This is a genomic window from Rhodococcus sp. HNM0563 (assembly GCF_012726195.1).
Taxonomy (GTDB): Bacteria; Actinomycetota; Actinomycetes; order Mycobacteriales; family Mycobacteriaceae; genus Rhodococcus.
Map to the genome: position 1 here is coordinate 259,945 of NZ_JAASAF010000007.1, position 22,568 is coordinate 282,512.

Consider the following 22,568-nt stretch of genomic DNA (forward strand, 5'->3'; position numbering starts at 1 on the left):
CTGTCGTGCAGCCGATGCAGACTGCCGCAGAACAACCTCTGAGCCGAGGACATCGGCTCGAGGTGATGGCAGTGATCGAAGAAACGGATGACGCCCGGTCGATCGTCTTGCGGCCGAGCGAAACCGATCGGTCGAGATTCGTGTACTTGCCTGGCCAGTTCCTGACCGTAAGGATTCCGAGCGGTGGGACCGGTCATATCGCTCGGTCGTACTCGCTGTCGAGTACACCGCTGCTCGACGAGGACCTCAAGATCACCGTCAAGCGGGTTGCGTCCGGATACGGATCGAACTGGTTGTGCGATCACATCGAGGCAGGGGTGGGGATGACGGTGCTGCCGCCTGCGGGTCGGTTCACCCCGTCGGGCTACGAGCGTGATCTGCTACTTTTTGCCGCAGGTAGCGGGATCACGCCGATCATCTCGATTCTGAAAGATGCACTGGTGCACGGTGGCCGGAATGCCATACTCTTCTATGCGAACCGCGATGCGAATTCGGTGATCTTTGCCGGTGAGCTCGATGATTTGCAGACCGAGTACGGTGCCCGGCTCACAGTGGTCCATTGGTTCGACAGTGTGGTGGGTATGCCGACCGTCGATCGGCTGACCGCACTCGTGGCCGAGAACACTGGGTGTGAGATTTTCGTATGCGGCCCGGGCCCGTTCATGGACGCAGTGAGCGCAGCGGTCGAATCGGCCGGCGTGCCACGTGAACGGTTCTACCGTGAGGTGTTCTCCTCGATCACGGGCGATCCGTTCGCAGCGGTCGCTGATCCGGTGGACACGCTGGGGCCGACTGCACCCGCGGTCGACACGACAGTCCATCTCGATGGCAGTACTCACCGCTTCGGCTGGTCGGCCGACGTCACTTTGGTAGATGCATTGCTGGCAAGGAACATCGAGGTTCCGTACTCGTGTAAGTCGGGCGAATGCGGGTCGTGTGTCTGCCGCGTGACGCAGGGGTCGGTCACCGCCGACGGTGGGGATGTCCTCGAGCCCGAAGACGTCGTGGCGGGGTACGTGCTGGGGTGCCAGTCCAGACCGGAGCAAGGACCGATCGAGATCGAGTTCTGACCGCAGTATTCGGTCCGAGTTGTCATGCGCCCGCCCACCTAGCGGACACGGCGCGCTCGCGGTGGTGATGACCCGCTGGCTGTGTCGCAGATAAAGAGAAACCGGAGCCACGGGCATGAAGTTCACCTTGGAGTATCCGAGTGACGTCCCCGACGCGCATCCGAGCGTGTTCACAGGAGCGGCACTCGCACAGGTCAGCCGTCGCGCGGAGATCAGCGGGTTCGAAGCCGTGTGCCTCGCAGACCACCCTGCGCCGTCTGCGAAGTGGTTTCGCAACGGTGGCCACGACACCTTCGAGCCGGTCGTGGCGCTTGCGTTCGCGGCTGCCGTGACGACGTCGTTGAAGCTCATGACGAACCTGCTCGTCCTGCCCTTCCGTAACCCATATTTGGCGACGAAGGAACTGACCACTCTCGACACGCTTTCTGGAGGCCGGCTCATCGCGGGAGTCGGTGCCGGCTACCTACGGTCGGAGTTCGCTGCTCTGGGTGTCGATTTCTCCAGGCGGTCCGAGTTGTTCGACGAGGCGATCGCCGCGATATGCAGCATCTGGCGTGATCCGTCGAATCCGGTAGTCGGCGCCGATTTCGCAGCTACCGGCGAGATGCGCTTGCAGCGCCCGGTTCAGAGTCCCCATCCTCCGCTGTGGATCGGCGGCAACAGTGCGGCGGCACGACGTCGTGTGACCCGATTCGGCAGTGGATGGTGTCCGGTCATCGCCGACCGCGGAACGTCCGATGCGATCAGGACTCCGGCGATCGACAGCATCGAGGCGTTCGGAGCTGCAGTCAAGGCGCTCGGCGACCAGCTCAAGCGAGCAGGAAGAAGCTTGTCGGAGATCGATATTCAGGTCGAGGCTCCCGCCGTCGACCTCAGCGACGCCGCGTCGGTGGCGTTGTGGCATCACGACGTCGGCAGGTTACGAGAGGCGGGAGCCACGTCATTGTGTGTGCATGCGGATGCGAGATCGTTGGCAGCCGCCGATGAGTTCGTCGACGGATACGGTCAACTCATAGCCCGAACGGTCGAGTCCGACGTTCCGAATGGTTCCTGACGATGAAGGAGAAGTGAAGAATGCGCGCATTCCGGATAATGGCGCCGTTGACTGCACCGACATGGGAGGACGTTCCCGAGCCGACGCCGGGCCCAGGGGAAGCGGTGCTTCGTGTGTCCGCGGTCGGACTGTGTCGTTCCGACCTCGACATGCAGGAAATGACTGCGGCCTCAGTGGAACCGGCAGGGTGGGTGTTCCCGTTCACTCTCGGTCACGAGATCGCCGGAGAGGTTGCTGTACTGGGTGAGGGCGTCGATCATCTGCGCGTGGGCGAGCCCGTCGTGGTACTGCCCGCGAGCAGTTGCGGAAAGTGTTGGTATTGCCTGCGCGGCGCCCCCAACAACTGCAGCAATGCAGGTTCCGGACGCGGATTCGGCGATGACGGTGGACTCGCCGACTTCGTGCTGGTGAAGAATGCGCGCGACATCGTGCCGCTCGGCGGGCTCGACCCGATCCACGCTGCTCCACTCGCCGATGCAGGCTCCACCGCGTATCACGGAGTCGACCGCATCCGGGGATCGCTGACGCCTGAGTCGACCGTAGTCGTGTTCGGCGCAGGCGGATTGGGATCTTTCGCCATCCAGTTTCTTCGTGCGGTAAGTCCTGCCTTCGTGGTCTCCGTCGATATGTCGCCGGAAAAGTTGGTCATGGCACGGGAGTTGGGTGCGCACGAGGCGTTCGAAGGCGTGAACGACTCGACACTCGACCGGATCCGCGAGCTGACGGAAGGCCGAGGGGCCGATGCGCTCTTGGATTTCGTCGGGATCGATCAAACGATCGCCACGGGCATCGCCGCTGTGCGGCCCGGAGGCAAGTACGGCCTGGTTGGCGCGGGCGGAGGGCGTCTTGCGACTCCCGGTGAGTGGTTCCACCTGTTGCCTCGCGACGGGGAGGTCTTCACCTATCAGGGATCGACGGTGAGCGACCTCGAATCGGTGATGGCGTTGGCTCGGCGTGGACTGATCCAGAGTCCGGTCGAGGTGTTCTCGCCCTCTGACATCGAGAAGGCGTACAGCAAGCTTCGGGACGGCTCGCTGCGCGGCCGTGCCGTGATCGACTTCGCCGGTCACTGAACAGGATGCTCTATCGATGGAGGGCGAGAGGGCGCCGTCGAAGGGTGTGTTCGCCACCTGTGATAGCGGCCCTCGTCTGTGTTGGCGCGGTGACCGGAGAATCTTGTTGACGAACTAGTAGCCACTGGCTACAGTGATGCCTATCACGGAGATGCCATTCACGTAACCCTGCTCATGCTGGCGGTCCGCTCTGTGGGATGCGTGTGAATTCATCATCTCCGCCAGGGCATGATCACTGGGTCAAATCGACATGATCGACGGATGAAGGAGCCAATGTGGTTGTACGCAAGTCGAACTGGGGTCGATGGGGTGCGTCGGACGAGCGGGGTGCGCTCAATCTCCTGACGCAAGAGAGTGTGCTGGCGGCTCTGCAGATCCCCCGAACCGGTAAGCGGTACAGCCTCGGCATCCCCATTCAGCGTTCGGGTGTGCCCAACATGGACTATCGCGGCACGCCCCAGAGGTTGACGATGATCAACCATGACGACGAGGTGATGGCGCGCGCGAACGGCGGTGCCCCCGGCGTCGGCGCTCACGAGGATCAGCTGATCATGCCGTCGCACACTTCGACACATATGGACGCGCTGTGTCATGTGTATTCGGAAAACAAGATCTACAACGGCCATCCGCATGACGGTGTCAGCCCGTATGCCGGCGCCGACAAGTGTGGAATCGAAAAGGTCGACCCCATCGTGGGCCGCGGTGTGCTCATCGACGTTGCGGCATCAAAGGGAGTCGACGTTCTCCCTGCCGGACATGTGATCACCCGGGAGGAGCTGACGCAGGCTCTTGACGAGCAGGGTGTCACCCTGACCGCCGGTGACCTCGTGCTGATCCGCACCGGATGGCTCGAGCACTTCATGCGGTCGCAGGGAGAGCTACTGCCCCAGCCTGGTATCGGCATCGATGCGGCCACGTACCTCGCCGAGTGCGACGTCGCACTGGTTGGGTCGGACAATTCGGCGGTCGAGGCTATCCCGTTCGATCAGGACGTGTACCTCGGAGGGCACATCGTGCTACTCGTCGACAACGGAATCCACCTTGTCGAGAACTTGAACCTCGAAGAACTGGCGGCCGACAAGTGCCACGAGTTCCTCCTCACCATCGGTGCGCTCTCCATCACCGGCGGCACCGCAAGTCCCGTCACTCCGGTCGCTGTCGGCTGATCGCGACCACTCACTCATTCACTTCACTCGAGGGAATTCACCGCATGACGCAGAATTCAGCTGCCAGTACCTATCGCTCTTCTCATGTCGGCCTTTGTGTGTCGGATCTGGCCCGCGCCCTTCGCTTCTATCGGGATGGTCTCGGTTTCACCGAGCTGGCTCACTACGAGCTCGACGAGCAAATCCCCGAGGTGGATGCACCGTGCAGCCTCACCGCGACAATCATCGAGAAAGACGGACTGCGGTTCGAGCTGCTGGCATACAGCAAACCCGGCGTGATCGGTAAGCCCCACCACCGCCGCAACAATCTCGGACTCACCCATCTGTCGTTCTTCGCCGACGATATCGATGCCGCTGCGGAGGCGATGCAGGAGTTCGGCGGCACGATCGTGCCCGATACCCGCGTGGGGCTGGACGATCCGCAGGGCGCGCAGTACGTCTTCGTGGCCGATCCCGATGGCAACCGGGTCGAGTTCATGTACATCCCCGCAGGCACCGCCTGGTGAGTTCGGTTCGGGTCGAACCAGACCTGGCTTGACAACCACGCGCTAAGACTCCCCTAGGACTCATCCCATGAATGACCGACATATCGGTATTGCCGATCCTCATCCCTTCGTTCCGTCCCGAAAAGTCGATCGCCTGGAGCTTTTCCGCGAGAAGTATGCGGCCGAGCGCGACAAGCGGCTGACGAAGGAAGGTGCCGGCCAGTTCCAGGCTATCGACTTCACCGGAAAATTCTCGGAGTTCGACACGGATCCGCACGTCGACGGCCCGCGTGAGGCGGGTCCGATGTCACTCGATCTGGATGTGCTCGTGGTCGGTGCCGGGTTCATGGGAATGACCGCGGGCATCGAGCTCGGGAAGAGAGGGATTTCGAACTACAAGATCCTCGACGTCGCAGGCGATTTCGGTGGAACCTGGTATTGGAACCGATACCCGGGTGTGCGATGCGACGTCGAATCGTACATCTACCTTCCGTACCTGGAGGAGACGGGCTACGTTCCCACCGAGCGATACGTCCGCGGCAGTGAGATCTTCGCGTACTGTCAGTCTTTGGCTCAGAAATACGGCCTGTACGACCACGCCGTCTTTCAGACACGGGTCACCGAGATGGAGTGGGACGAGGACAGCGCTCGGTGGACTGTCCGAACCGACGGCGGCGACGAGTTCCGGGCGCGCTTCGTTGCCACACAGAGCGGTCTGTTCATGCGTCCGCATCTTCCTGGAACCCCCGGAATCGACACCTTCAAGGGGCACAGCTTCCACACGAGCCGCTGGGACTACGACTACACCGGCGGCGACGACAGCGGAAACCTCGACGGGCTGCGCGGCAAGAAGGTCGCGATCATCGGTACCGGGGCCACCGGATTGCAAGTGATTCCGCAGATCGCCGAGTACGCAGACGAAACTGTGGTCTACCAGCGCACACCTACACAGGTGATGCCGCGGCAGAACGCCGCGACGGACATCGAATGGTTCACGTCGCTGAAGCCCGGTTGGCACCGCGAGCGCCGCGAGGCGTTCGACAAGTGTGTGCAGGACCGCGCCACCCTCAGCGAGGTCGATGACGGCTGGGTCAAGTTTGCGAAGTATCAGATGGACGCGGTCTCCGAGGTCGGTGGCGCGAATGCCGATCTCCAAGCGATGATGGACGCGCTGGAGCGTTCGGACTACGAGTGGAACGAGATGCTCCGCGATCGCGTCGATGCCGTCGTCGAGGACGAATCGAAGGCTGCGAAGCTCAAGACCTACTACCGCACCATGTGCAAGCGGCCGGGGTTCAGCGACGAGTATCTGCCCGCGTTCAACAAGGACTCGGTCGACATCGTCGACACGACGAGCACGCCGATCGAGCGGATCACCGAAAACGGGATCGTGGCCGATGGTCAGGAACGCGAGTTCGATCTGATCATCTACGCGACAGGCTTCCAGGGTGGACGCACGTGGACGGAGAAGGCGGGCTACGACGTGCTGGGGCGGGAAGGCAACCGGCTGTCGAAGAAGTTCGCGGACGGCATCAGCACTCTGCACGGCTTCCTGTCGAAGGACTTTCCGAACCTGTTCTTGCTCGGCTTCACTCAGACGGCGACCATCACGAACATCGCCCACCTGATCGACGAGCAGGCGACCCACATGATGTACCTGATCGACCAGTGCATTTCGTCGGGTGCCCGAACGATCGAGCCGACGGCCGAAGCCGAGCAGGCCTGGGGCAAGGTCATGAGTGATCAGACTGCGACCCGTACCGACTGGCTGCTCACTTGCACCCCCGGCCTCTACAACAACGAGGGAAAGATCGCCGACACTCGGAATCCGTTGGTGTCGGGCGTATACGTGCCGGGCTATCAGTATTTCGAGCTGCTCGAGAACTGGCGGAAGGACGGCAAGCTCGAAGGCGTCGTTCTTTCGCACTGAGACCGTGCTCTCGGGAAGCATTCATACCAACAAGGAGACAGATAATGGCGGAGGCACCGGTCAAGGTAGGCCAGATGCTCTTCACGATGGTCGACCCCACGCGCGGCCACGAAGTCGCGTACAACCGCTGGTACGAGCGGGATCACATCTATGCGGGCTGCATGATCGGTCCGGGCTGGTTCGCGGGCCGGCGCTGGGTCGCAACGCGGGACTTGAAGGCACTGCGGTTCCCGGAGACCGGTCCGGTCGCCGAGCCGATCGATGCGGGTTCATACCTCGCGACGTACTGGGTGCACGAGCCCGAGATGGAAGAGGCCGAGGCGTGGGCGCGCACCCAGGTGGGTGAACTGTATGCGGCCGGTCGCGGTTTCGCCGAGCGGGAGCACGTCCACACCGGCCAGTATCTGCCGGACACGGTCGTCTCGGCGCAGGAAGACGGCGTCCCCCTCGAACTGGCGCTCGATCACAACTACCGTGGCCTCGTCGCAATCATGATCGAACCCGCCGATGCGGTCGAGCGCGACGACGCGATCGCCACGCTCGATGCGGGGCCGGTGCGTGATCTGCTGGCCAGGGGAGGGGTCGACCTGGTGAGCAGCTGGCGGATGAAGCCGTGGCCTGCTGACCACAATGTGCCGATGAAAATGGGCAATGACGGTGGCACCCTGGATCGCATCATGCAGCTGTGCTTCCTCGAGGGTGACCCGACCGAAAGCTGGCAGCAGATCGTCGACTACGCGACCGATGTCGAGAAGTCCGGCGCCGGGAAGGTGACATTCGCGTCGCCGTTCATCCCGACCGAGGTCGGAACCGACAAGTACACCGATCAACTCTGGTGATCATCGCGGATGCGCGGGCGCAATTGCGCCCGCGCATCCGTTCATGCACTCGCGCTCACCATCGGGCGCGGTACATCCGAGACGCGACGAGCCGGTGCTTGTCGCCGACATCTGTGAGGTCAGTCAAGAATGCTGAGCGGTGAGAAGATCCTGGTGACAGGAGCAGCCGGGCAGATCGCCTTCCCCGTTGCGCGTGAACTGGGCGCGAACAACGAGGTTTGGGGTCTGGCTCGCTTCAGCAAGCCCGAGGACAGGCAGCGGCTCGTCGACGCAGGGATCACCCCGGTGAAGGGCGACGTGGGCAGCGGCGAGTTCTCCGATCTGCCGACCGATTTCACGTATGTCGTTCATCTGGCGGCGAATCAGTCTCCGGGATGGGACTATGACAGTGCTCTGCGTGACAACGCCGAAGGCACCGGGCTCCTGCTTCAGCACTGCCGATCGGCCAAGGGCGTCCTCGTGATGTCGACCCATTCGGTCTACCGCCCGCAGGAAGACCCGATGTACGTGTTCACCGAGGAGTCGCCGCTCGGGGAGTGCAACAGCACCCACAGCCCCACCTACTCGGTGTCGAAGATCGGCCAAGAAGCGACCGCACGATTCGCTGCACGCGCTTTCGACGTGCCGGTGACGATCGCGCGCATGAATGCGTCCTTCGGCCCGAACGGCGGTCTGCCCGCCCTCCACATCGATGCGATCGCCGCCGGACACACGGTCACAACGCGTTGGGATCCGTGCATGTACAGCCCGATCTTCGAGGACGACATCAACAGTCAGGTCAGCAGTCTGCTCGAAGCAGCGACGGTCCCCGCGACGATCGTCAACTGGGCCGGCGACGAGGCAGTCAGCGCGCAGGAATGGACGAAATATGCGGGCGAGCTGATGGGGATCGACGCGACTGTCGATGTGGACCCGATCGAGGGGACGTTGCGGGGTTCGATCGCAGATACGACTCGGCGCATGTCCATCACGGGCCCGTGCACGGTGAACTGGCGCGAAGGTATCCGGCGTACAGTCGCAGCTCGCCATCCGGACAAGCTCGTCGATATCGCATATTCGTGAGTACCGCATCGTAAAGCACTTTGGGAGAGCATATGTCGACAACACTGCACGATTCGCTGCCCGCCGAACGGGTCGGTGTATCGGCGAGCCCGGAGCTCTTGGAACGTCGTGCGAAGTTCGCTGCGACCCAGATCGACCCCGAACTGGCCGTCACAGCGGGTGATGCGGACTTCGGGGGCATTCCGTGCCGGACCATCCGTGCCGGAGACCGAGCCACAGTTCTCTACCTGCACGGGGGCGGCTACCGAATGGGCAGTCCGGAGGCGTACAACGCCTATGCCGCAGCGTTGGCGGCGGGTGCCGAGGCGACAGTCGTCGTACCCCGCTATCGGCTTGCGCCGGAACACCCGTTCCCGGCCGGACTGCGTGATGCCCTCGCGGTGTACGAAGATCTCGTGTCCGCGACGGGCGGCCCGATCGTGGTTGCCGGAGACTCGGCAGGCGCGGGTCTCGCGGCCGCGCTCGTCGTTGCCGTCGGCGCCGGCGGTGTTCGTACCCCTGATGGACTGATGTTGCTTTCGCCGTGGCTCGACCTGCGGTGCTCGTCACCGTTCTACGACACCGCGCCAGACGTCCTGTTCCCGTTGGCGAGTGCAGTGTCGGCTCGGGACGACTACCTGCAGGGTGCCCCGGAGGACGACCCGTTGGTCTCGCCGTTGCTGGCCGACCACACGGGCTTCCCTCCCACTTTGATCCAGGTCGGAGGAAACGAAGCGCTGGTCGACGATGCACTCGGTCTCGCTCGGGGGCTCGCGACCGCGAACATCACCTGCACGTTGGAAGTGGTTGCGGATCAGGGGCACACGTGGCCGCTGGTGCACCCCGGTGACGATGTGTCCAACGCTTCCATCGAGTCATGTGCCCGGTTCATTCGGTCGATCGACTCCGTCAAACCCATCGAATAAGACAGTCGAAGATGCTTGCGTCACCCCTCTGATCTCGCTGGTCGTGCTTCTGATTGCGACGGTGCCAAACCGTTCAGAAGCGCATCGACCACATCGATGATCAGTTCGTCGTCCAGTGGGTCGAGCGTCTTGTTGTTGCTCATGACGTAGATTCCCTGCAGCGTCGCGAAGAAGACGGTGCCGATGGTCCGAGCCTCTCCGACGAGTTCGCCCCTGGACAGGCCGATGTCCACGAGCGCGGCCACCGGAGCGAAGCTCGCAGCGCGCGCATGCCTCAATTCCGAAGTGACCTCTCCCTGCCGATAGTGTGACATGAGCTCCACCAGTGCGGGATTCTCGGTCGAGAACCGGACGAAGGTCACTGCCACGTCGTGCAGCGTGGTTGCGAAGCTGCGGCCCTCGATCGCGGCCGCAGCGCCCAGTGTGGCACCCAGCCGGCGGAACCCCTCGATGGCGAGAGCCTCCAGAAGCGCGGCTTTGTCGGCGAAATGGCGACTCGGGGCGCTGTGGCTGACCCCGACCGCGCGGGCGAGTTCGCGCAAGGACAGTCCGGATTCCCCGGATGTCTGCAGTAGCTCCTCGGCTTTCGTCAGGAGTGCGGCGCGAAGATCTCCGTGATGGTAGCCCTTGGTCATGTCGGCGAACTCTAGCAAACACCGACGCAATGTAGTCATTGACAACATTGGCGCCGCGCATCTAAGGTTCCGATGGACGAAGAAGGGTGCGTTCATGATCACGAGCATGATTTCTCCATCCATCGGTGTTGAGATTCAAGGGATCTCGGAGAACGGATTCACCGATCCGGGTATTGCGTCGACCACCTCGGAACTACTGGCCCGCCACGGTGTCGTCGTCTTTCCCCGGGCGCATATTTCCGATGCAGACCTGGTCACATTCAGTCGAATGCTCGGTGATGTGGTGGTCGCTCCCGTCGGCGGGCACCCGGAGTTCCCTGAGATCTCCCCGGTCTCCCTCGACCCCAGTAGGAGTGAGCTGGCGCGGGCCCGCCGCAGCACAATCTTCTGGCACGTCGACGGAGTCACCGACGACATCCCGCAGAAGGCCACGCTGCTGACCGCGCGCGCAGTCTCCGAAGGGGAGGGCGATACCGAATTCGCGAATACCTACGCGGCCTACGATGCCCTGCCGGAATCACGGAAGGCCGAACTGGCCCAGTATCGAGTAGTTCACAGTATGGCCGCCGCGCAATTGCTGACACATCCAGACGCCACTCGGAAGCAGAAGGATGCGTGGAATCAACTTCCCGCGCGCGAACACCCGCTGGTATGGACGCACAGGGACGGCCGCCGCTCGCTACTGATCGGAGCGACCGCCGGGCAGGTTGTCGGGATGACTCCCGAGGCGGGACGCGCGCTGCTGGACGACGTGCTGGACTGGGCGACGCAACCGCAGTTCGTGCTCCGTCATCGCTGGCAGGTCGGTGACCTCGTAATGTGGGACAACACAGGGCTTCTACACCGAGCATTGCCGTACGAGCCCACAACGCCTCGCCTGATGCATCGCACAACGCTGGTGGGTGAAGAAGCGGTCGCATAGCCGCATCTCTTTCGGGTTTGCGGAATCACGGATAGACGAACAGAAGGACGAAGCGACATGGCACGAATCGAACCGCTGGCTCTGCGCGAATTTCCCAAGGAGATGCGTGGGGCACTCGCTGCGATGACCCCACCGAACCCCCGGCATCCGCAGCCGTCGACGGAGGGGCGCCCCAAAGCGCTCAACACACTGGGCACGTTCGCGCACCATCCGGAACTGGCGAAGGCGTACTTCACTCTCAACGGTCACCTTCTGATGGCGACCACCCTGTCGGAGCGTCAGCGCGAACTTCTCATCCTGCGTGTGTCGGTAGTACGCGACTCGGGATACGAGTGGATTCAGCATGTCTTCATGGCGAGGGATGCCGGTCTCTCCGACGAGGAGATCAGCAGGGTCACGTTCGGCCCGACGGCACCGCTATGGGACGAGCTCGATGGTGCAATGCTGAAATCCGTCGATGAACTGATCGTGGACGGCGAGATCAGCGCATCCACGTGGAAGGTGCTGGCTGCGCATCTCGACGTCCAGCAGATTCTCGACCTGATCTTCACCGTGGGTAGCTACGACATGCTGGCGCGCATGTTCAGGTCGTTCGAGCTCGAAATCGACGACGATATCAAGGATCTGGTCGAGAAGCGTGCGGCTGAGCGACAGTGAGGTGACCTTCACCGTTGTAGGTATTTCAGCACCGCCAGCACGCGCCGATGGCCGTCCATCTCGGGTGGCAGATCGAGCTTGATGAGAATCGACCGCACATGCTTCGCTACCGCCGCGTCGGTGACCACCAGTTTCGCGGCGATCGTCGCGTTCGAATCGCCCTCGGCCATCAGCGCGAGTACTTCCAGCTCTCGGCTGCTCAACCGCGACAGTGGATTTCGGTTCGTGGCAAGCAAAGTGCGAACCACCTCCGGGTCCACCACCGTACTGCCCGCCGCGACACGTTCGACGTCGGACACGAACTGCTCGACCTCCCCGACACGGTCCTTGAGGAGGTAGCCGACGCCACCGGTGTCGAAATCGATGAGTTCGGCAGCGTATGTGGGTTGAATGTATTGGCTGAGAACGAGTACCGGGAGGTCGGGCAATGTGCGACGCAAGGCGATCGCTGCCACGAGACCCTCGTCGGTATGCGTCGGCGGCATCCTGACGTCGGTGATCGCGATGTCCGGACGGTGCGACACGACGGCTTCGCGGAGGGAATCGGCGTCGGTCACAGCAGCGACGACGTCGTGCCCGAACCGGCTCAGGATCCCCACCACGCCCTCCCGAACGAGGAGGGAATCCTCGGCGAACACTACGCGAAGTGCCGGCATGGGATCTCCATTCGTAGTCGGGTTCCGCCACCTGCGGGGCTGTCCAGCATCATCGTGCCGCCGAGTACGGCGAGGCGATGGCCGAGCCCGGCGAGGCCGGTTCCCTGCTCTGGGGCGGCGCCACCGGAGCCGTCGTCGGTGACGTCGAGGAACAGTGTCGACTCGGCCACGCGGCCAGACACACTGACCTGCGACGCTCCGGCGTGACGTGCGACGTTCGCGAGTGCCTCGCACACCGCGAAATAGGCGGTGGACTCGACGTCTGCGGGCATCCGCGGGAGGGGGAGTTGCACGTCCACGGGGATCGGGGAACGTGCTGCCACATCGTCGACGGCGGCCGCGAGGCCACGCTCCGCCAGAATCTGCGGGTGGATTCCGCGGATCAGGTCGCGTAGATCCTGCAACGCCAGTTTCGCCTGTTGCTGGGCGTCACCGACCCGGTCGGCCGCTGCGGAACCTGCGGGCAGATCGAGTTTTGCCATCCCGAGCGACATCGACAGCGCGATGAGGCGTTGCTGTGCACCGTCGTGCAGATCGCGTTCGATGCGTCGGCGTTCTGCGTCGAATGCTGCAGCGAGAGCACTGCGCGAGAGTGTCACTTCGTTGAGCATACGGTCGAGTTCGGCGTCGCGGGGTGAGAGCACTGCGCGGACGATCTCGGCGCGCCCGGCCGCCCACGCCGCGATGATGTACATCGCGATCGGAAGGAATACGAGCGACGCAACCACGAAGATCACCCGATAGTGCGTCGGCACACCGGGTTCCGTCAGCGATATCTCGACACCGAAGAACACCGTCCCGAGGCAGAGGAGCAGGACCAGCGCGTCGATCCAGCACAGGATCGACGCATTGACGACGGCATAGCCCAGCTCCCGCCACGTGACGCGCTCGCGCAGCCGCACTCGGAGCCACGCGCGCAGGCCCCGCTCCGTCACTCGGACGTGTGGATCGAAGGTCGGCTCCTCGTCCACCAAACGGAGCCGAGTGCGTTCCCACCGGGCGATCGGAATTCCCATGAGAAGGGATGCCGCGAGCAGGACGAGACCCACGATGTAGATCGACAACACTATCGCCATCGCAACCACCGCGGCGGTCAACGCGCCCAGCGCGGCACCTGTCGCGAGGTAGGCGACGGCGCGCCACGGCCACCACGACAGCAGGAACCGTCTCGGCGATCGTGGCACCGCGGTGCGAAGCGTAGAAGGTTCCACGTCCAAGCACGTTATCGCTTTCTGCAGGGCGCCACAGTAGTGCTGGCGCTACTGGTAAGAGTCACTTCTGCGCGACAGACACGGCCACCGGAAACCGGTTGGCTCGACCTATGACGACAACGATTCAGAACACGACGCGAGGACATGTCGCACTGCGCGGCGTATCGCGTAACTATCGGCTCGGCGACCAAGTGGTGTCGGCCCTCGACGACGTCTCGGTTCAGTTCACCCCGGGTAGCTTCACCGCGATCATGGGACCGTCCGGTTCGGGCAAGTCCACACTCATGCACTGCGCCGCCGGCCTCGACCGACCCGACACCGGATCGGTCCTGATCGGTGACGTCGACACGACACAGCTGGGAGAGAAGGAGCTGACGAAGTTCCGGCGCCGGCACATCGGGTTCGTATTCCAGGCCTTCAACCTCGTCCCGTCGCTCACCGCCGCGCAGAATGTGGCACTGCCGCTGAGGTTGGACGGAAAGCGCCCGGATGACGCGGAAGTGGCTGCGGCGCTGGCTCTCGTCGGACTGAGCGACCGCGCCGTGCACCTCCCGTCGGAACTGTCGGGCGGCCAGCAGCAACGTGTCGCCATTGCGCGTGCCCTGATCTCGAATCCTTCGGTGCTGTTCGCCGACGAGCCGACGGGAGCTCTCGACATCACGTCGTCTCGCACTGTGTTGCAACAACTTCGACGACTGGTCGACAATCATCGTCAGACGGTCGTGACAGTGACGCACGACCCGGTGGTGGCAGCATCCGCCGATCGGGTGTTGTTCCTCGCCGACGGCAGGGTCGTCGATGAGTTCAGTTCGAGAACGCCAGCCCAGCGGATCGCGGCGCGCATGACCGAATGGGAGGCATGATGTTTTCGCTCGCAGTGTCTTCGGCGCGACATCAGTGGCGAAATCTGCTGGGCAGTGCGGTCGCGCTCGCCTGCGGTATCGGGCTGCTCTCCGCCACCTTGCTGGTCATCGTCTCCGCGCAGCCGCGTCCGCCGACCCAGTACGCCGACGCGGACATCGTCGTCGCCTCCGAGGTGCTGGGCGAGACCTACAACTCCACACCGGTACGCAGGCCGTGGGAAGAGTCAGCGGAGGGTAGCGTGGTCGCCCGGCTCGAGCGCGTCGACGGCGTTGCTTCGGTGGTTCCGAGTTCAGTGTTTCCCGCGCAGCTCGTCGAGGGTGATCGGGTACTCACCCCGACCGATCGGGATGACCCACTGGGGCACAATATGTCGTCATCGTCTCTGGGTGGCAATCGAATCCTTGCCGGATCGCCCCCGGTCGGGGCCGGTCAGATTGTCGCGCCGGAATCCAGCGGGCTCGGGGTCGGTGATTCGACCACACTCGTCACCGCTGCGGGCCGGAGGGACGTCATCGTGACGGGTCTGGCGCAGGGACGTTCCGTCTACGTCGACGACGCGACCGCTCGGACCCTGTCGGGAGGTGCCACCACGATCGGAGTGATTCTCGACGAGGGAGTCGACATCGACTCGGTGCGCGCAGAATTCGCAGCGATCGTCGGAGCTTCCGGTGACGTTCTCACCGGCGATGATCTGGCCGCGATCGAATCGTCGGCGGATCGCGGCGCTCGCAATATCGGGTCGCAGCTGCTCGGCGCAATGGGACTACTTGCTGCGACGATCACCGTATTCATCGTGGCAACCACTTTTGCGTTCACCGTGACTCAGCGTCGACGAGAACTCGGATTGCTGAGGGCTGTAGGTGCTACGCCAGGGCAGGTACGACGGATGCTCCTGGCGGAAGCCGTCGTCATCGGTGCGGTGTCGAGTGTCGTCGGGTCGGTGTTGGGGTGTGCGTTGGCGCCGATGCTCGGTGGGTGGATGCGTGACGCCGGGATGCTGCCGGCAGGCTGGGAGCTGTCGATCACGGTGATGCCGGTCCTGGCGTCGGTAGCGACCGGCCTGGGAGTCGCGGTGACGGGCGTATGGTTCGCGTCGCGCCGGGCCACACGGGTGCAGCCGATGGAATCGTTGCGGGAGGCGCAGGCAGAGAGGTCGCCGATGACGAGGGTGCGGTGGATCGCCGGTGGAGCGGGTGTTGTCGGGGCGTTCGGGTTCGCGGCAGTCGGCGCGACGAGTAGCAGTGGCGGCTCGACGGCATCCTTCGCGGTTGCGGCAGTGATGTCGGCAATCATCGGTGCCACGGCACTTGGTCCGGTCTATCTGTCGAGGTTGATTCGGGTGTTCGTGTGGGGCTCGAGTCCCACTGCGGAATTGGTGCGCGCCGAGTCGTCACACGGTGTGCGGCGCGTGTCGTCGGTGTTGTCGCCGATCCTCGTTCTCGTCGGATTCGCGGTGATGCTCACCGGCCTGATCGACACGATGGACAAGGCATTCGGTGAAACGGCATCAGCGGCGGTTCCCTCGGAGTTGGTCGTGTCGCCGGGCGAGGGTAGCCCGGCGCTTCCGCTCGATGTCGTCGATACCGTGCAGTCGTATGGAGGATCTGTGGTCGCGCCGGTCGCGACCATGCTCGTGTATGGCGACAGGGCGATGGACGTGTGGGGGATCGACACGGCGGCTCTCTCGTCGATGGGGTTGACCACCGACGAAGGCTCGGTCGACGGTCTCGCACCCGGCACCGTCGTCCTGGATGTGGACGCGGCGTCGCGACTGGGTGTGGGAGTCGGAGCGGCGGTTCGGACGGTGTTCCCCGACGGCGAAGAGGAACCGCTCGAGGTGGTGTCCGTGGTTTCGGGAGGGCCGGCATTCTCGTACGTCGATACGGAGACGGCGCTGGCACACGATCCGGTCGCGATGACACCGTTGCTGTACGTCGACGGCGTCGAACAGGCAGCTCTGACGGACGCCTTGGCCGGTACGGGTGTGCGGGTGGAGACGCCGGCGCAGTACGAGAGCGCGGGCAACGCCGAGGATGCGCGGCTCCTGCGGTTGTTCGAGCTCGCGCTCGTGGGGCTGTCCCTCGGCTTCGCTGCACTGGCCGTCGCGAACACGATGCTCATGGCCACCTCCGACCGGCGTCCCGCCTTCACGCTGTTGCAGCGGATCGGTGCGACGCGTCGTCAGATCCTCGGCGTCGTGGCGGTAGAGGCGGCGGTGGTGGCCGTGATCGGCGCGGTGCTCGGTGCGGCCCTCGCGTGGCCTGCGCTGGCCGGTGTCGCGGCGGGGTTGGCCGATGACCTCGGTACTCCCGTGTCACTGGAAGTGCGATGGAGTGCCGTGGTCGGGGTCGGGGCGGTATCGCTGGTGATCGGGCTGGTCTCCGCGGTCGTTCCGGCGATGCGAGCGATGCGGCCGGCCTTGACGAGATAGGAGAATTATAATCTCCTCTACACGGAATGCCATTCTTATCGAGGAGTGCTCAATGAACGACGTGGAGCGCTTGATCGCGATCGACGCAATCAAGCAGGCCAAGGCCAAATATTTCCGCGGGGTCGACACCGGGGATCTCGGGCTGGTCCACGGGATTCTGGCCGAGGACTGCGAACTCGACTACACAGGCTGCTGCACCGACCCGGTGACAGGTCGGGACTTCCTTCCTCAGATGAATGTAGTCAGAAAGGGTCATGCATCGTGGAAGTCGGGCGGTGCGCGCACGATGGTCAGCGTGCATGCGGGCCACACCTGTGAAATCGAGTTCATCGACGACGTCACCGCCAGCGTCGTCTGGTCGATGTCGGACCACCTCTATTTCCCTGCGGGCGAACCCTATTCGGAGATCTTCGGCTTCGGTTACTATCACGAGACCTATACACGGGTGGATGGATCCTGGAAGATCCGGACGCTGCGCATCGAGCGGATCAAAGTCGAGGGAGTGCCCGCGCAATAGGGCGTCAGCAAGTCCGCCGGCGGTTGTCATCCGAGTTGATTCTTGCCCGACGTCTCGAGTTGCCACCCTGACGCAGCGTCGCGCTGGCGCCAGAACTCGGCGAAACGTCCGCCGGCGGAGAGCAATTCCTCGACCGTGCCCTCCTCCACGACCTTGCCCTGCTCGAGGAACACGACCCGGTCGGCGGTGCGGATGCTCGCCAGCCGATGCGCGACGATCACGCGGGTCCGCGGGGTGGGGTCGTCCGTGAGGGCCTGCACGATCGCGGTCTCGTTCTCGGTGTCCAACGCGCTGGTCGCTTCGTCGACGAGCAGGAGCGGTGCGGGTTTGAGCAGGGCCCGCGCAATGGACACACGTTGCTTCTCACCACCCGACAGAGCGCTGCCGCCTTCGCCGACCCGGGTGTCCCACCCGTCCGGGACACGAGCCAACACTTCATCGACCTGCGCGAGCGACGCGGCTGCGGCGAGTGCCGTGTCGTCGGCGCTCGGGTCGCCGGCACGGATGTTCTCGCGGATCGTGCCGTCGAACAGGTAGGGATGCTGGAAGACCATACCGGCCAGGGAATCGCGTGACAGTGAGTCGAGGTCTTCGATATCGATGCCATCAATGAGGATTCGTCCCGAACGCGGGGTGTGAAGACCCGCGAGCAGGCTGAGGACGGTGCTCTTGCCCGAACCCGACGGTCCCACGATGGCAGTGGTGGTGCCGGGTTCGAAGGTGAGATCCACACCGTCGAGTGCCGGGGCGTCGCCTCCGTACCAGAATCGGATGTCCTGCAATTCGATTCGGGGAGCTCTCCCGGTGATCGTGCAGGCGCCGTCGTCACTGTCGACCGGCGCCTCGAGGACGGCGCGGATGCGACGCAACGTGGTCAGCGACGACTCCACTCCTCCGGTGAGGTCGCTCAGCGTAGTGAACGGATCGAGGTACCGGACGATGACGACGACCAGAGCGATCGCCTCGGACACATCGAGATCGCCGCGCACGGTCAGTACCGTCACCGAGCCCGCAAGGATCACGAGTGTGAGTTGGGTGGCGAGGCTGAAGATGAGCTGTCCCGGGACCTGCATGAGCAGCACTCGGAGAGTCGCGGAATGCTGACGCTCCAGGGCCTCGCCCACGTGGCTGCGGCTGGGTTCGGTACGTCGTGCCGCTCGCAGGGCGGGCTGGGTGCGGGCGAACTCGACGATTCGTTCGGTGAGATCAGCATTGGCATCGGCTGCGACGCGATCGGCGTTGCGCCCGAGTCGCCCCGACAACAGGAACGCTCCGAGCAGAATGGGCACACCGGCGAGCGCGGCGACACCGAGGACCCAGTTGATCGGCAGCAACGCGATCGCGATGGCGAGCGGCAGCAGGATTGCGCTCAGGATCGGTGTCACCAGATACACGATGAGACCGACGAGATCCGGTCCGGTGGCCGCGATGGCTTGACGGTTGATGGAGGTGTTCTCACCTGTGAACCATGTCAACCGGATTCGTGCGGTGCGCTCGGCAACTTCGTTCTGGGCGTGGTCGAGCAGCCCGAAGCCGATGTCGAAGCCGAGCCGGGAGGCGGCTGTGTCGACGATCCATCCCGCGACGGTGACGGCGGCCAGTGCGCCCATCCAGGGCCACGCATCGGACGGGGCGGCGCCGAACAGGGCACCGACGAGTGGCACGAGCAGGACGACACCGACGGCGCGGAGGACGACGCTGACGACGGTCAGGCTCTGGTGGAGGACGACGGTGCGGCGGCTGCCCGGTGGCAGCAGGGCGAGCAGGGTGCGGATCATCGGGCCGGCTCCTGGTCTGCGTAGGCGAGTTCGTTCGATGTGTGGGAACCCGCGTCCCACATCTGCCGGTAGCGGCCGTCTGCGGCGAGCAGTTCGCTGTGGGTGCCGGTTTCGGCGATGCGTCCGCGGTCGAGGACGACGATGCGGTCGACGTCGACGATGGTGTGCAGGCGGTGTGCGATGACCAGTACGGTGCGGCCCGCGGTGAGCCTGCCCAGTGCCTGCTGGACGAAGTATTCCGATTCGGGGTCGGCGAAGGCCGTTGCTTCGTCGAGGACGAGTATCGGAGTGTCGGCAAGGATGGCACGAGCAATCGTGATACGTTGTCGTTCACCGCCGGACAGTTGTGGATCGGCGTCGAGCACGGTGTCGTATCCGTCGGGCAGCTGGAGGATCCGATCGTGGATGTACGCGGACCGTGCAGCCGATTCGATCTGTTCGTCGGTGGCGTCGGGAACGGCGAGCGCGATGTTGTCTCGCACCGTTCCCATCACGAGTTGTGTGTCCTGGAAGACGAATCCGACCTGTTCGTAGAGGGAATCGGCATCGAACTCGCGGATGTCGCGTCCGAAGATGCGGATGGTGCCGTCGTCGATGTCGTGGAACCGGGCGAGCAGTGCCGCCATCGTGGATTTCCCGGAACCCGAGTGCCCGACGAGCGCGGTGATCGTTCCGGTACTCAGGGCGAGGGAGACGTCGTCGATCACGGGGACACCGGGCCGGTAGGAGAAGCAGACGCGGTCGAACTCGACGGAGCTTGCGTGACGGGCTGGCGCGGAGTCGCTTTCACGGGTGCCGAGTTCGGGCTCGTCGAGGACGACACCGATTCGACGGGCAGCGAGCATGCCTCCGCGCAGGCCACCGAGACCGTACCCGAGGCCGAGAAGGCGAGCTCCGAACGTGGTCCCCAGGAACAGGAACGGCAGCAGAGCTGTGGGCTGCATGCTTCCGGATGTGATCAGAGCGGTCCCCGCGACAGTGATGAGCAGCAGGAAGGTGGCGGGTCTCGTCGCGAGGTCGATGAGCGACTTCTTGTTGCTGAACGGGCGTTGCCAACCGTCGAGGAACTCGATGTATTCGCGTAGTCGTGCGCGGAACGTGGATGCCGCTGCTCCGCCGAACACACGGATCACCGGTTGTCCTTCGAGATAGGCACCCGCTTCGGAGCTCATGCGGTCGGCCCAGCGCATCGCCTGCGCCGTCTTGTTTCCCGACTGGACCACCATGATCACCGTCGTCACGACGTAGACGAGGATCGGCACGAACATCAGAAGCGCCAGACGCCAGTCCACGGTGAACAGGTAGATCAGTACAGCAACGGGCGCCACCACCGCGGCGACGGCATCGGTGACGGCATGTGTCACCAAGTAGTGCAGCGACAACGTGTCGTCCTGCACGACACGTTTCACCTGCCCGGAGTCGCGGTCGTCGAACCAGCCGAGAGGAAGTTTCGCGAGTTTGCTCAGAAGCTGTTTCCGCAGGCCACGTTCGAAGTGTGCATCGACGGTGTGCAGCCAGAAGGACAGTGCGGCGGCGAGCAGCGTGCCCGCGCCCATCAGTCCGATCGCCCAGATACCGATCGTCCACAGCTGTGATTCCGGTGCTCCGTCGAGCATGCGACGAGCGAGCTCGGTGAGCAGTACGAACGGGGCGAGCTGGATCAGGGTGATCAAGGCCTGCAGGGCGCCGGCAGCGACGAATGTGTTGCGTAGCGTGCCGATCAGCTTGCTCCCGGACTCCGCTTGCCACGAGCCGCGACTGCTCCGGGTGGGCTGCGGCGCCGGTGGTGCCTCTTCGATCGTGGGTTCCGGCTCGGCGTTGCCGTTCGAGCGGTACGTGCCCATGGCACGGCCGTGGAACCAGTAGGCCTGTGCGTACACCTCGGATTTGGGGAATCCGAAATCGTCGCGCAAACGGGTCCGCAGATGCTTGAGGGCCTTGGATTCGGTACCGGCCCATGCTTTCCAATTGGACCAGTCGCGATCCTCGATCGCCGCGGCCAGCGAGGTGGGGCCGAGCCGCGGGACCCAGTGCGTGTTCATCAGCGGATGATCGGACATGGGGATCAGGAGGTCGGCGTCGTCGTGCTGTTCGAGGTACACCTCGACGGCGACATCGCGGGGGAGAACGTCGATGATGCTGTTGATCGCGGGAATCGAGGCGGAGTCGCCGATCAACAGGTAGCCGGCGGGCAGTTCGTCGGGCACGGTGAACTGCTTGGAACCGAACGACGTGATGCTGATGGTGCTACCGGGTTCTGCGTGTTTCGCCCACACCGATGCCGGCCCCGCCGGTTCGTGCAGCACGAAATCGACCGCAAAGGTGCCTTCCTCCGTGTCTGCCTCGGAGAACGTGTATCCCCGTTGATGTTCCGTGTCGGGGTCGTTGGGGTCGGGGACCCAGAACCGTAGATATGCGGTCGGTCCCGGATCGGCATCGTCGAACAGTGTTGTGGATGAGAACCGCACACGCAGGAAGTGCGGTGCGAGTTGCTCGGTACCGGTGACGACCGCGTCGTGGACGCGGGCACCGAATCCGCGCATCACCGCGCCCTGGAACCCCCGTTTGGCCATCAGATCCCCATTCCGGTGGCCGCCAGATCGGCGACCACCTGCTCCAACGGCCGACCTGGAGGTGCGACCGCGACAAGGCCTCGAATTATTGCTGTGAGAACAAGTTTCACGTACTCGTCGTGTGTGAAAGTCGGTAGCTCACGGTGGGTTGTGCCCAGTTCCGCGTCGGTAGCCAACTGGTTCGTGACATTGCGGCGTTGGTCCTCGAGTCCTTCTGCCCTTTCCTGCTGGTTTTCGTCTGCCACCGCGTAATTGATCGTGTTGCCCGCGACCGCACTGGACAGGATGATGGCGAGGTCGGGTGTGTATCCGCGTCGGGCCAGGGCGGCCACCTCGTGCACCATCAGGCGACGGCCGGCTTCGCCGCGCGGGAAGAGTGTCTGTATGTAGGTGCCGAGCCCGGGGTTGGCCAGAACGAAGGCTCTGAGTTGCAATCCGAACGACAGCAGGTGTTGTGTGGCGTCGTGGGCTGGGTCGTCGTGCAGGACGAGGTCATCCAGCAGGCTTTCTCCCACCGCCAGCTCGAGACCCCAGCGTCCGTCGACGTGCCGGTAGAGGGCGGTGGTGGACACGTCGAGTTCGGCGGCGACCGCGCTCAGGCTCAGGTGGCGCATGCCCAGTTCGCGACCGACTCGGACGATGTCGTCGATGTCGATCTTGCGCACGCGTCTGCCCGGCTCGGCCACTTGCTCGTCGCCCCCGTTCCCTTAAGTTGCACCCCGTAACTTAGGGGAGTCTAA

At 63.9% G+C, this 22,568-nt stretch carries 20 protein-coding genes; 14 read left to right on the forward strand and 6 right to left on the reverse strand.

The window, feature by feature from the left end:
- The first annotated feature begins 65 nt into the window (after window positions 1-65).
- The 9 genes from HCA61_RS18210 to HCA61_RS18250 all read left to right on the forward strand — a co-directional run bounded on the left by HCA61_RS18210 (window position 66) and on the right by HCA61_RS18250 (window position 9,584).
- Window positions 66-1,070, forward strand: coding sequence for a ferredoxin--NADP reductase (locus tag HCA61_RS18210; protein ID WP_240959791.1), 1,005 nt, complete (start codon window positions 66-68; stop codon window positions 1,068-1,070).
- A 115-nt stretch (window positions 1,071-1,185) separates the two neighbouring features.
- Complete coding sequence (locus HCA61_RS18215; protein ID WP_169689592.1) at window positions 1,186-2,124, forward strand: TIGR03619 family F420-dependent LLM class oxidoreductase; 939 nt, start codon at window positions 1,186-1,188, stop codon at window positions 2,122-2,124.
- 47 nt (window positions 2,125-2,171) lie between these two features.
- Window positions 2,172-3,197 carry an alcohol dehydrogenase catalytic domain-containing protein gene (locus HCA61_RS18220; RefSeq protein ID WP_206040249.1) on the forward strand — a complete coding sequence of 342 codons (1,026 nt, stop codon included), beginning with the start codon at window positions 2,172-2,174 and terminating at the stop codon, window positions 3,195-3,197.
- A 275-nt stretch (window positions 3,198-3,472) separates the two neighbouring features.
- The gene (locus tag HCA61_RS18225) at window positions 3,473-4,363 is read left to right on the forward strand and encodes a cyclase family protein (protein ID WP_169689594.1); all 891 of its coding nucleotides are present in this window, start codon (window positions 3,473-3,475) and stop codon (window positions 4,361-4,363) included.
- Between the two features lie 44 nt (window positions 4,364-4,407).
- Window positions 4,408-4,869 carry a VOC family protein gene (locus HCA61_RS18230; RefSeq protein WP_169689595.1) on the forward strand — a complete coding sequence of 154 codons (462 nt, stop codon included), beginning with the start codon at window positions 4,408-4,410 and terminating at the stop codon, window positions 4,867-4,869.
- Between the two features lie 67 nt (window positions 4,870-4,936).
- Entirely contained in the window at window positions 4,937-6,778 is a 1,842-nt protein-coding gene (locus HCA61_RS18235) for an NAD(P)/FAD-dependent oxidoreductase (RefSeq protein WP_169689596.1), read from the forward strand.
- A 44-nt stretch (window positions 6,779-6,822) separates the two neighbouring features.
- On the forward strand, window positions 6,823-7,617 hold the full coding sequence (locus tag HCA61_RS18240; RefSeq protein ID WP_169689597.1) for a hypothetical protein: 795 nt from the start codon (window positions 6,823-6,825) through the stop codon (window positions 7,615-7,617).
- A gap of 129 nt (window positions 7,618-7,746) precedes the next feature.
- A complete protein-coding gene (locus tag HCA61_RS18245; protein WP_169689598.1) occupies window positions 7,747-8,679 on the forward strand; it encodes an NAD(P)-dependent oxidoreductase in 933 nt (310 codons plus the stop codon).
- 32 nt (window positions 8,680-8,711) lie between these two features.
- On the forward strand, window positions 8,712-9,584 hold the full coding sequence (locus tag HCA61_RS18250) for an alpha/beta hydrolase fold domain-containing protein (RefSeq protein ID WP_169689599.1): 873 nt from the start codon (window positions 8,712-8,714) through the stop codon (window positions 9,582-9,584).
- Between the two features lie 20 nt (window positions 9,585-9,604).
- On the opposite strand, the gene HCA61_RS18255 is transcribed toward HCA61_RS18250, so the two are convergent.
- Entirely contained in the window at window positions 9,605-10,219 is a 615-nt protein-coding gene (locus HCA61_RS18255) for a TetR/AcrR family transcriptional regulator (RefSeq protein WP_206040250.1), read from the reverse strand.
- A 106-nt stretch (window positions 10,220-10,325) separates the two neighbouring features.
- Here HCA61_RS18255 and HCA61_RS18260 point away from each other — a divergent pair, with 106 nt between their 5' ends.
- Both HCA61_RS18260 and HCA61_RS18265 read left to right on the forward strand, forming a co-directional pair.
- On the forward strand, window positions 10,326-11,141 hold the full coding sequence (locus tag HCA61_RS18260) for a TauD/TfdA family dioxygenase (RefSeq protein WP_240959763.1): 816 nt from the start codon (window positions 10,326-10,328) through the stop codon (window positions 11,139-11,141).
- Between the two features lie 57 nt (window positions 11,142-11,198).
- Complete coding sequence (locus tag HCA61_RS18265) at window positions 11,199-11,798, forward strand: carboxymuconolactone decarboxylase family protein (RefSeq protein WP_169689602.1); 600 nt, start codon at window positions 11,199-11,201, stop codon at window positions 11,796-11,798.
- Window positions 11,799-11,806: 8 nt separating this feature from the next.
- On the opposite strand, the gene HCA61_RS18270 is transcribed toward HCA61_RS18265, so the two are convergent.
- Both HCA61_RS18270 and HCA61_RS18275 read right to left on the reverse strand, forming a co-directional pair.
- The gene (locus tag HCA61_RS18270; RefSeq protein WP_169689603.1) at window positions 11,807-12,454 is read right to left on the reverse strand and encodes a response regulator transcription factor; all 648 of its coding nucleotides are present in this window, start codon (window positions 12,452-12,454) and stop codon (window positions 11,807-11,809) included.
- Complete coding sequence (locus HCA61_RS18275) at window positions 12,436-13,665, reverse strand: sensor histidine kinase (protein ID WP_169689604.1); 1,230 nt, start codon at window positions 13,663-13,665, stop codon at window positions 12,436-12,438. Before HCA61_RS18275 ends, HCA61_RS18270 begins: the two co-directional genes overlap by 19 nt.
- A gap of 110 nt (window positions 13,666-13,775) precedes the next feature.
- On the opposite strand from HCA61_RS18275, the gene HCA61_RS18280 reads away from it, so the two are divergent.
- Genes HCA61_RS18280 through HCA61_RS18290 form a run of 3 tightly spaced genes read left to right on the forward strand, consistent with a single transcriptional unit; the run spans window position 13,776 to window position 17,477 of the window.
- On the forward strand, window positions 13,776-14,528 hold the full coding sequence (locus HCA61_RS18280) for an ABC transporter ATP-binding protein (protein ID WP_169689605.1): 753 nt from the start codon (window positions 13,776-13,778) through the stop codon (window positions 14,526-14,528).
- Window positions 14,528-16,960 carry an FtsX-like permease family protein gene (locus HCA61_RS18285; RefSeq protein WP_206040251.1) on the forward strand — a complete coding sequence of 811 codons (2,433 nt, stop codon included), beginning with the start codon at window positions 14,528-14,530 and terminating at the stop codon, window positions 16,958-16,960. The genes HCA61_RS18280 and HCA61_RS18285 overlap by 1 nt, the downstream gene beginning before the upstream one ends.
- A gap of 52 nt (window positions 16,961-17,012) precedes the next feature.
- Window positions 17,013-17,477, forward strand: coding sequence for a nuclear transport factor 2 family protein (locus HCA61_RS18290; RefSeq protein WP_169689607.1), 465 nt, complete (start codon window positions 17,013-17,015; stop codon window positions 17,475-17,477).
- 26 nt (window positions 17,478-17,503) lie between these two features.
- On the opposite strand, the gene HCA61_RS18295 is transcribed toward HCA61_RS18290, so the two are convergent.
- Genes HCA61_RS18295 through HCA61_RS18305 form a run of 3 tightly spaced genes read right to left on the reverse strand, consistent with a single transcriptional unit; the run spans window position 17,504 to window position 22,493 of the window.
- Window positions 17,504-19,255 (reverse strand): ABC transporter ATP-binding protein, encoded by a 1,752-nt coding sequence (locus HCA61_RS18295; protein WP_169689608.1) that lies wholly within the window; start codon window positions 19,253-19,255, stop codon window positions 17,504-17,506.
- Complete coding sequence (locus tag HCA61_RS18300) at window positions 19,252-21,828, reverse strand: ABC transporter ATP-binding protein/permease (protein ID WP_169689609.1); 2,577 nt, start codon at window positions 21,826-21,828, stop codon at window positions 19,252-19,254. The genes HCA61_RS18295 and HCA61_RS18300 overlap by 4 nt, the downstream gene beginning before the upstream one ends.
- Window positions 21,828-22,493 (reverse strand): TetR/AcrR family transcriptional regulator, encoded by a 666-nt coding sequence (locus HCA61_RS18305; protein ID WP_346777591.1) that lies wholly within the window; start codon window positions 22,491-22,493, stop codon window positions 21,828-21,830. Before HCA61_RS18305 ends, HCA61_RS18300 begins: the two co-directional genes overlap by 1 nt.
- Between the last annotated feature and the right edge of the window lie 75 nt (window positions 22,494-22,568).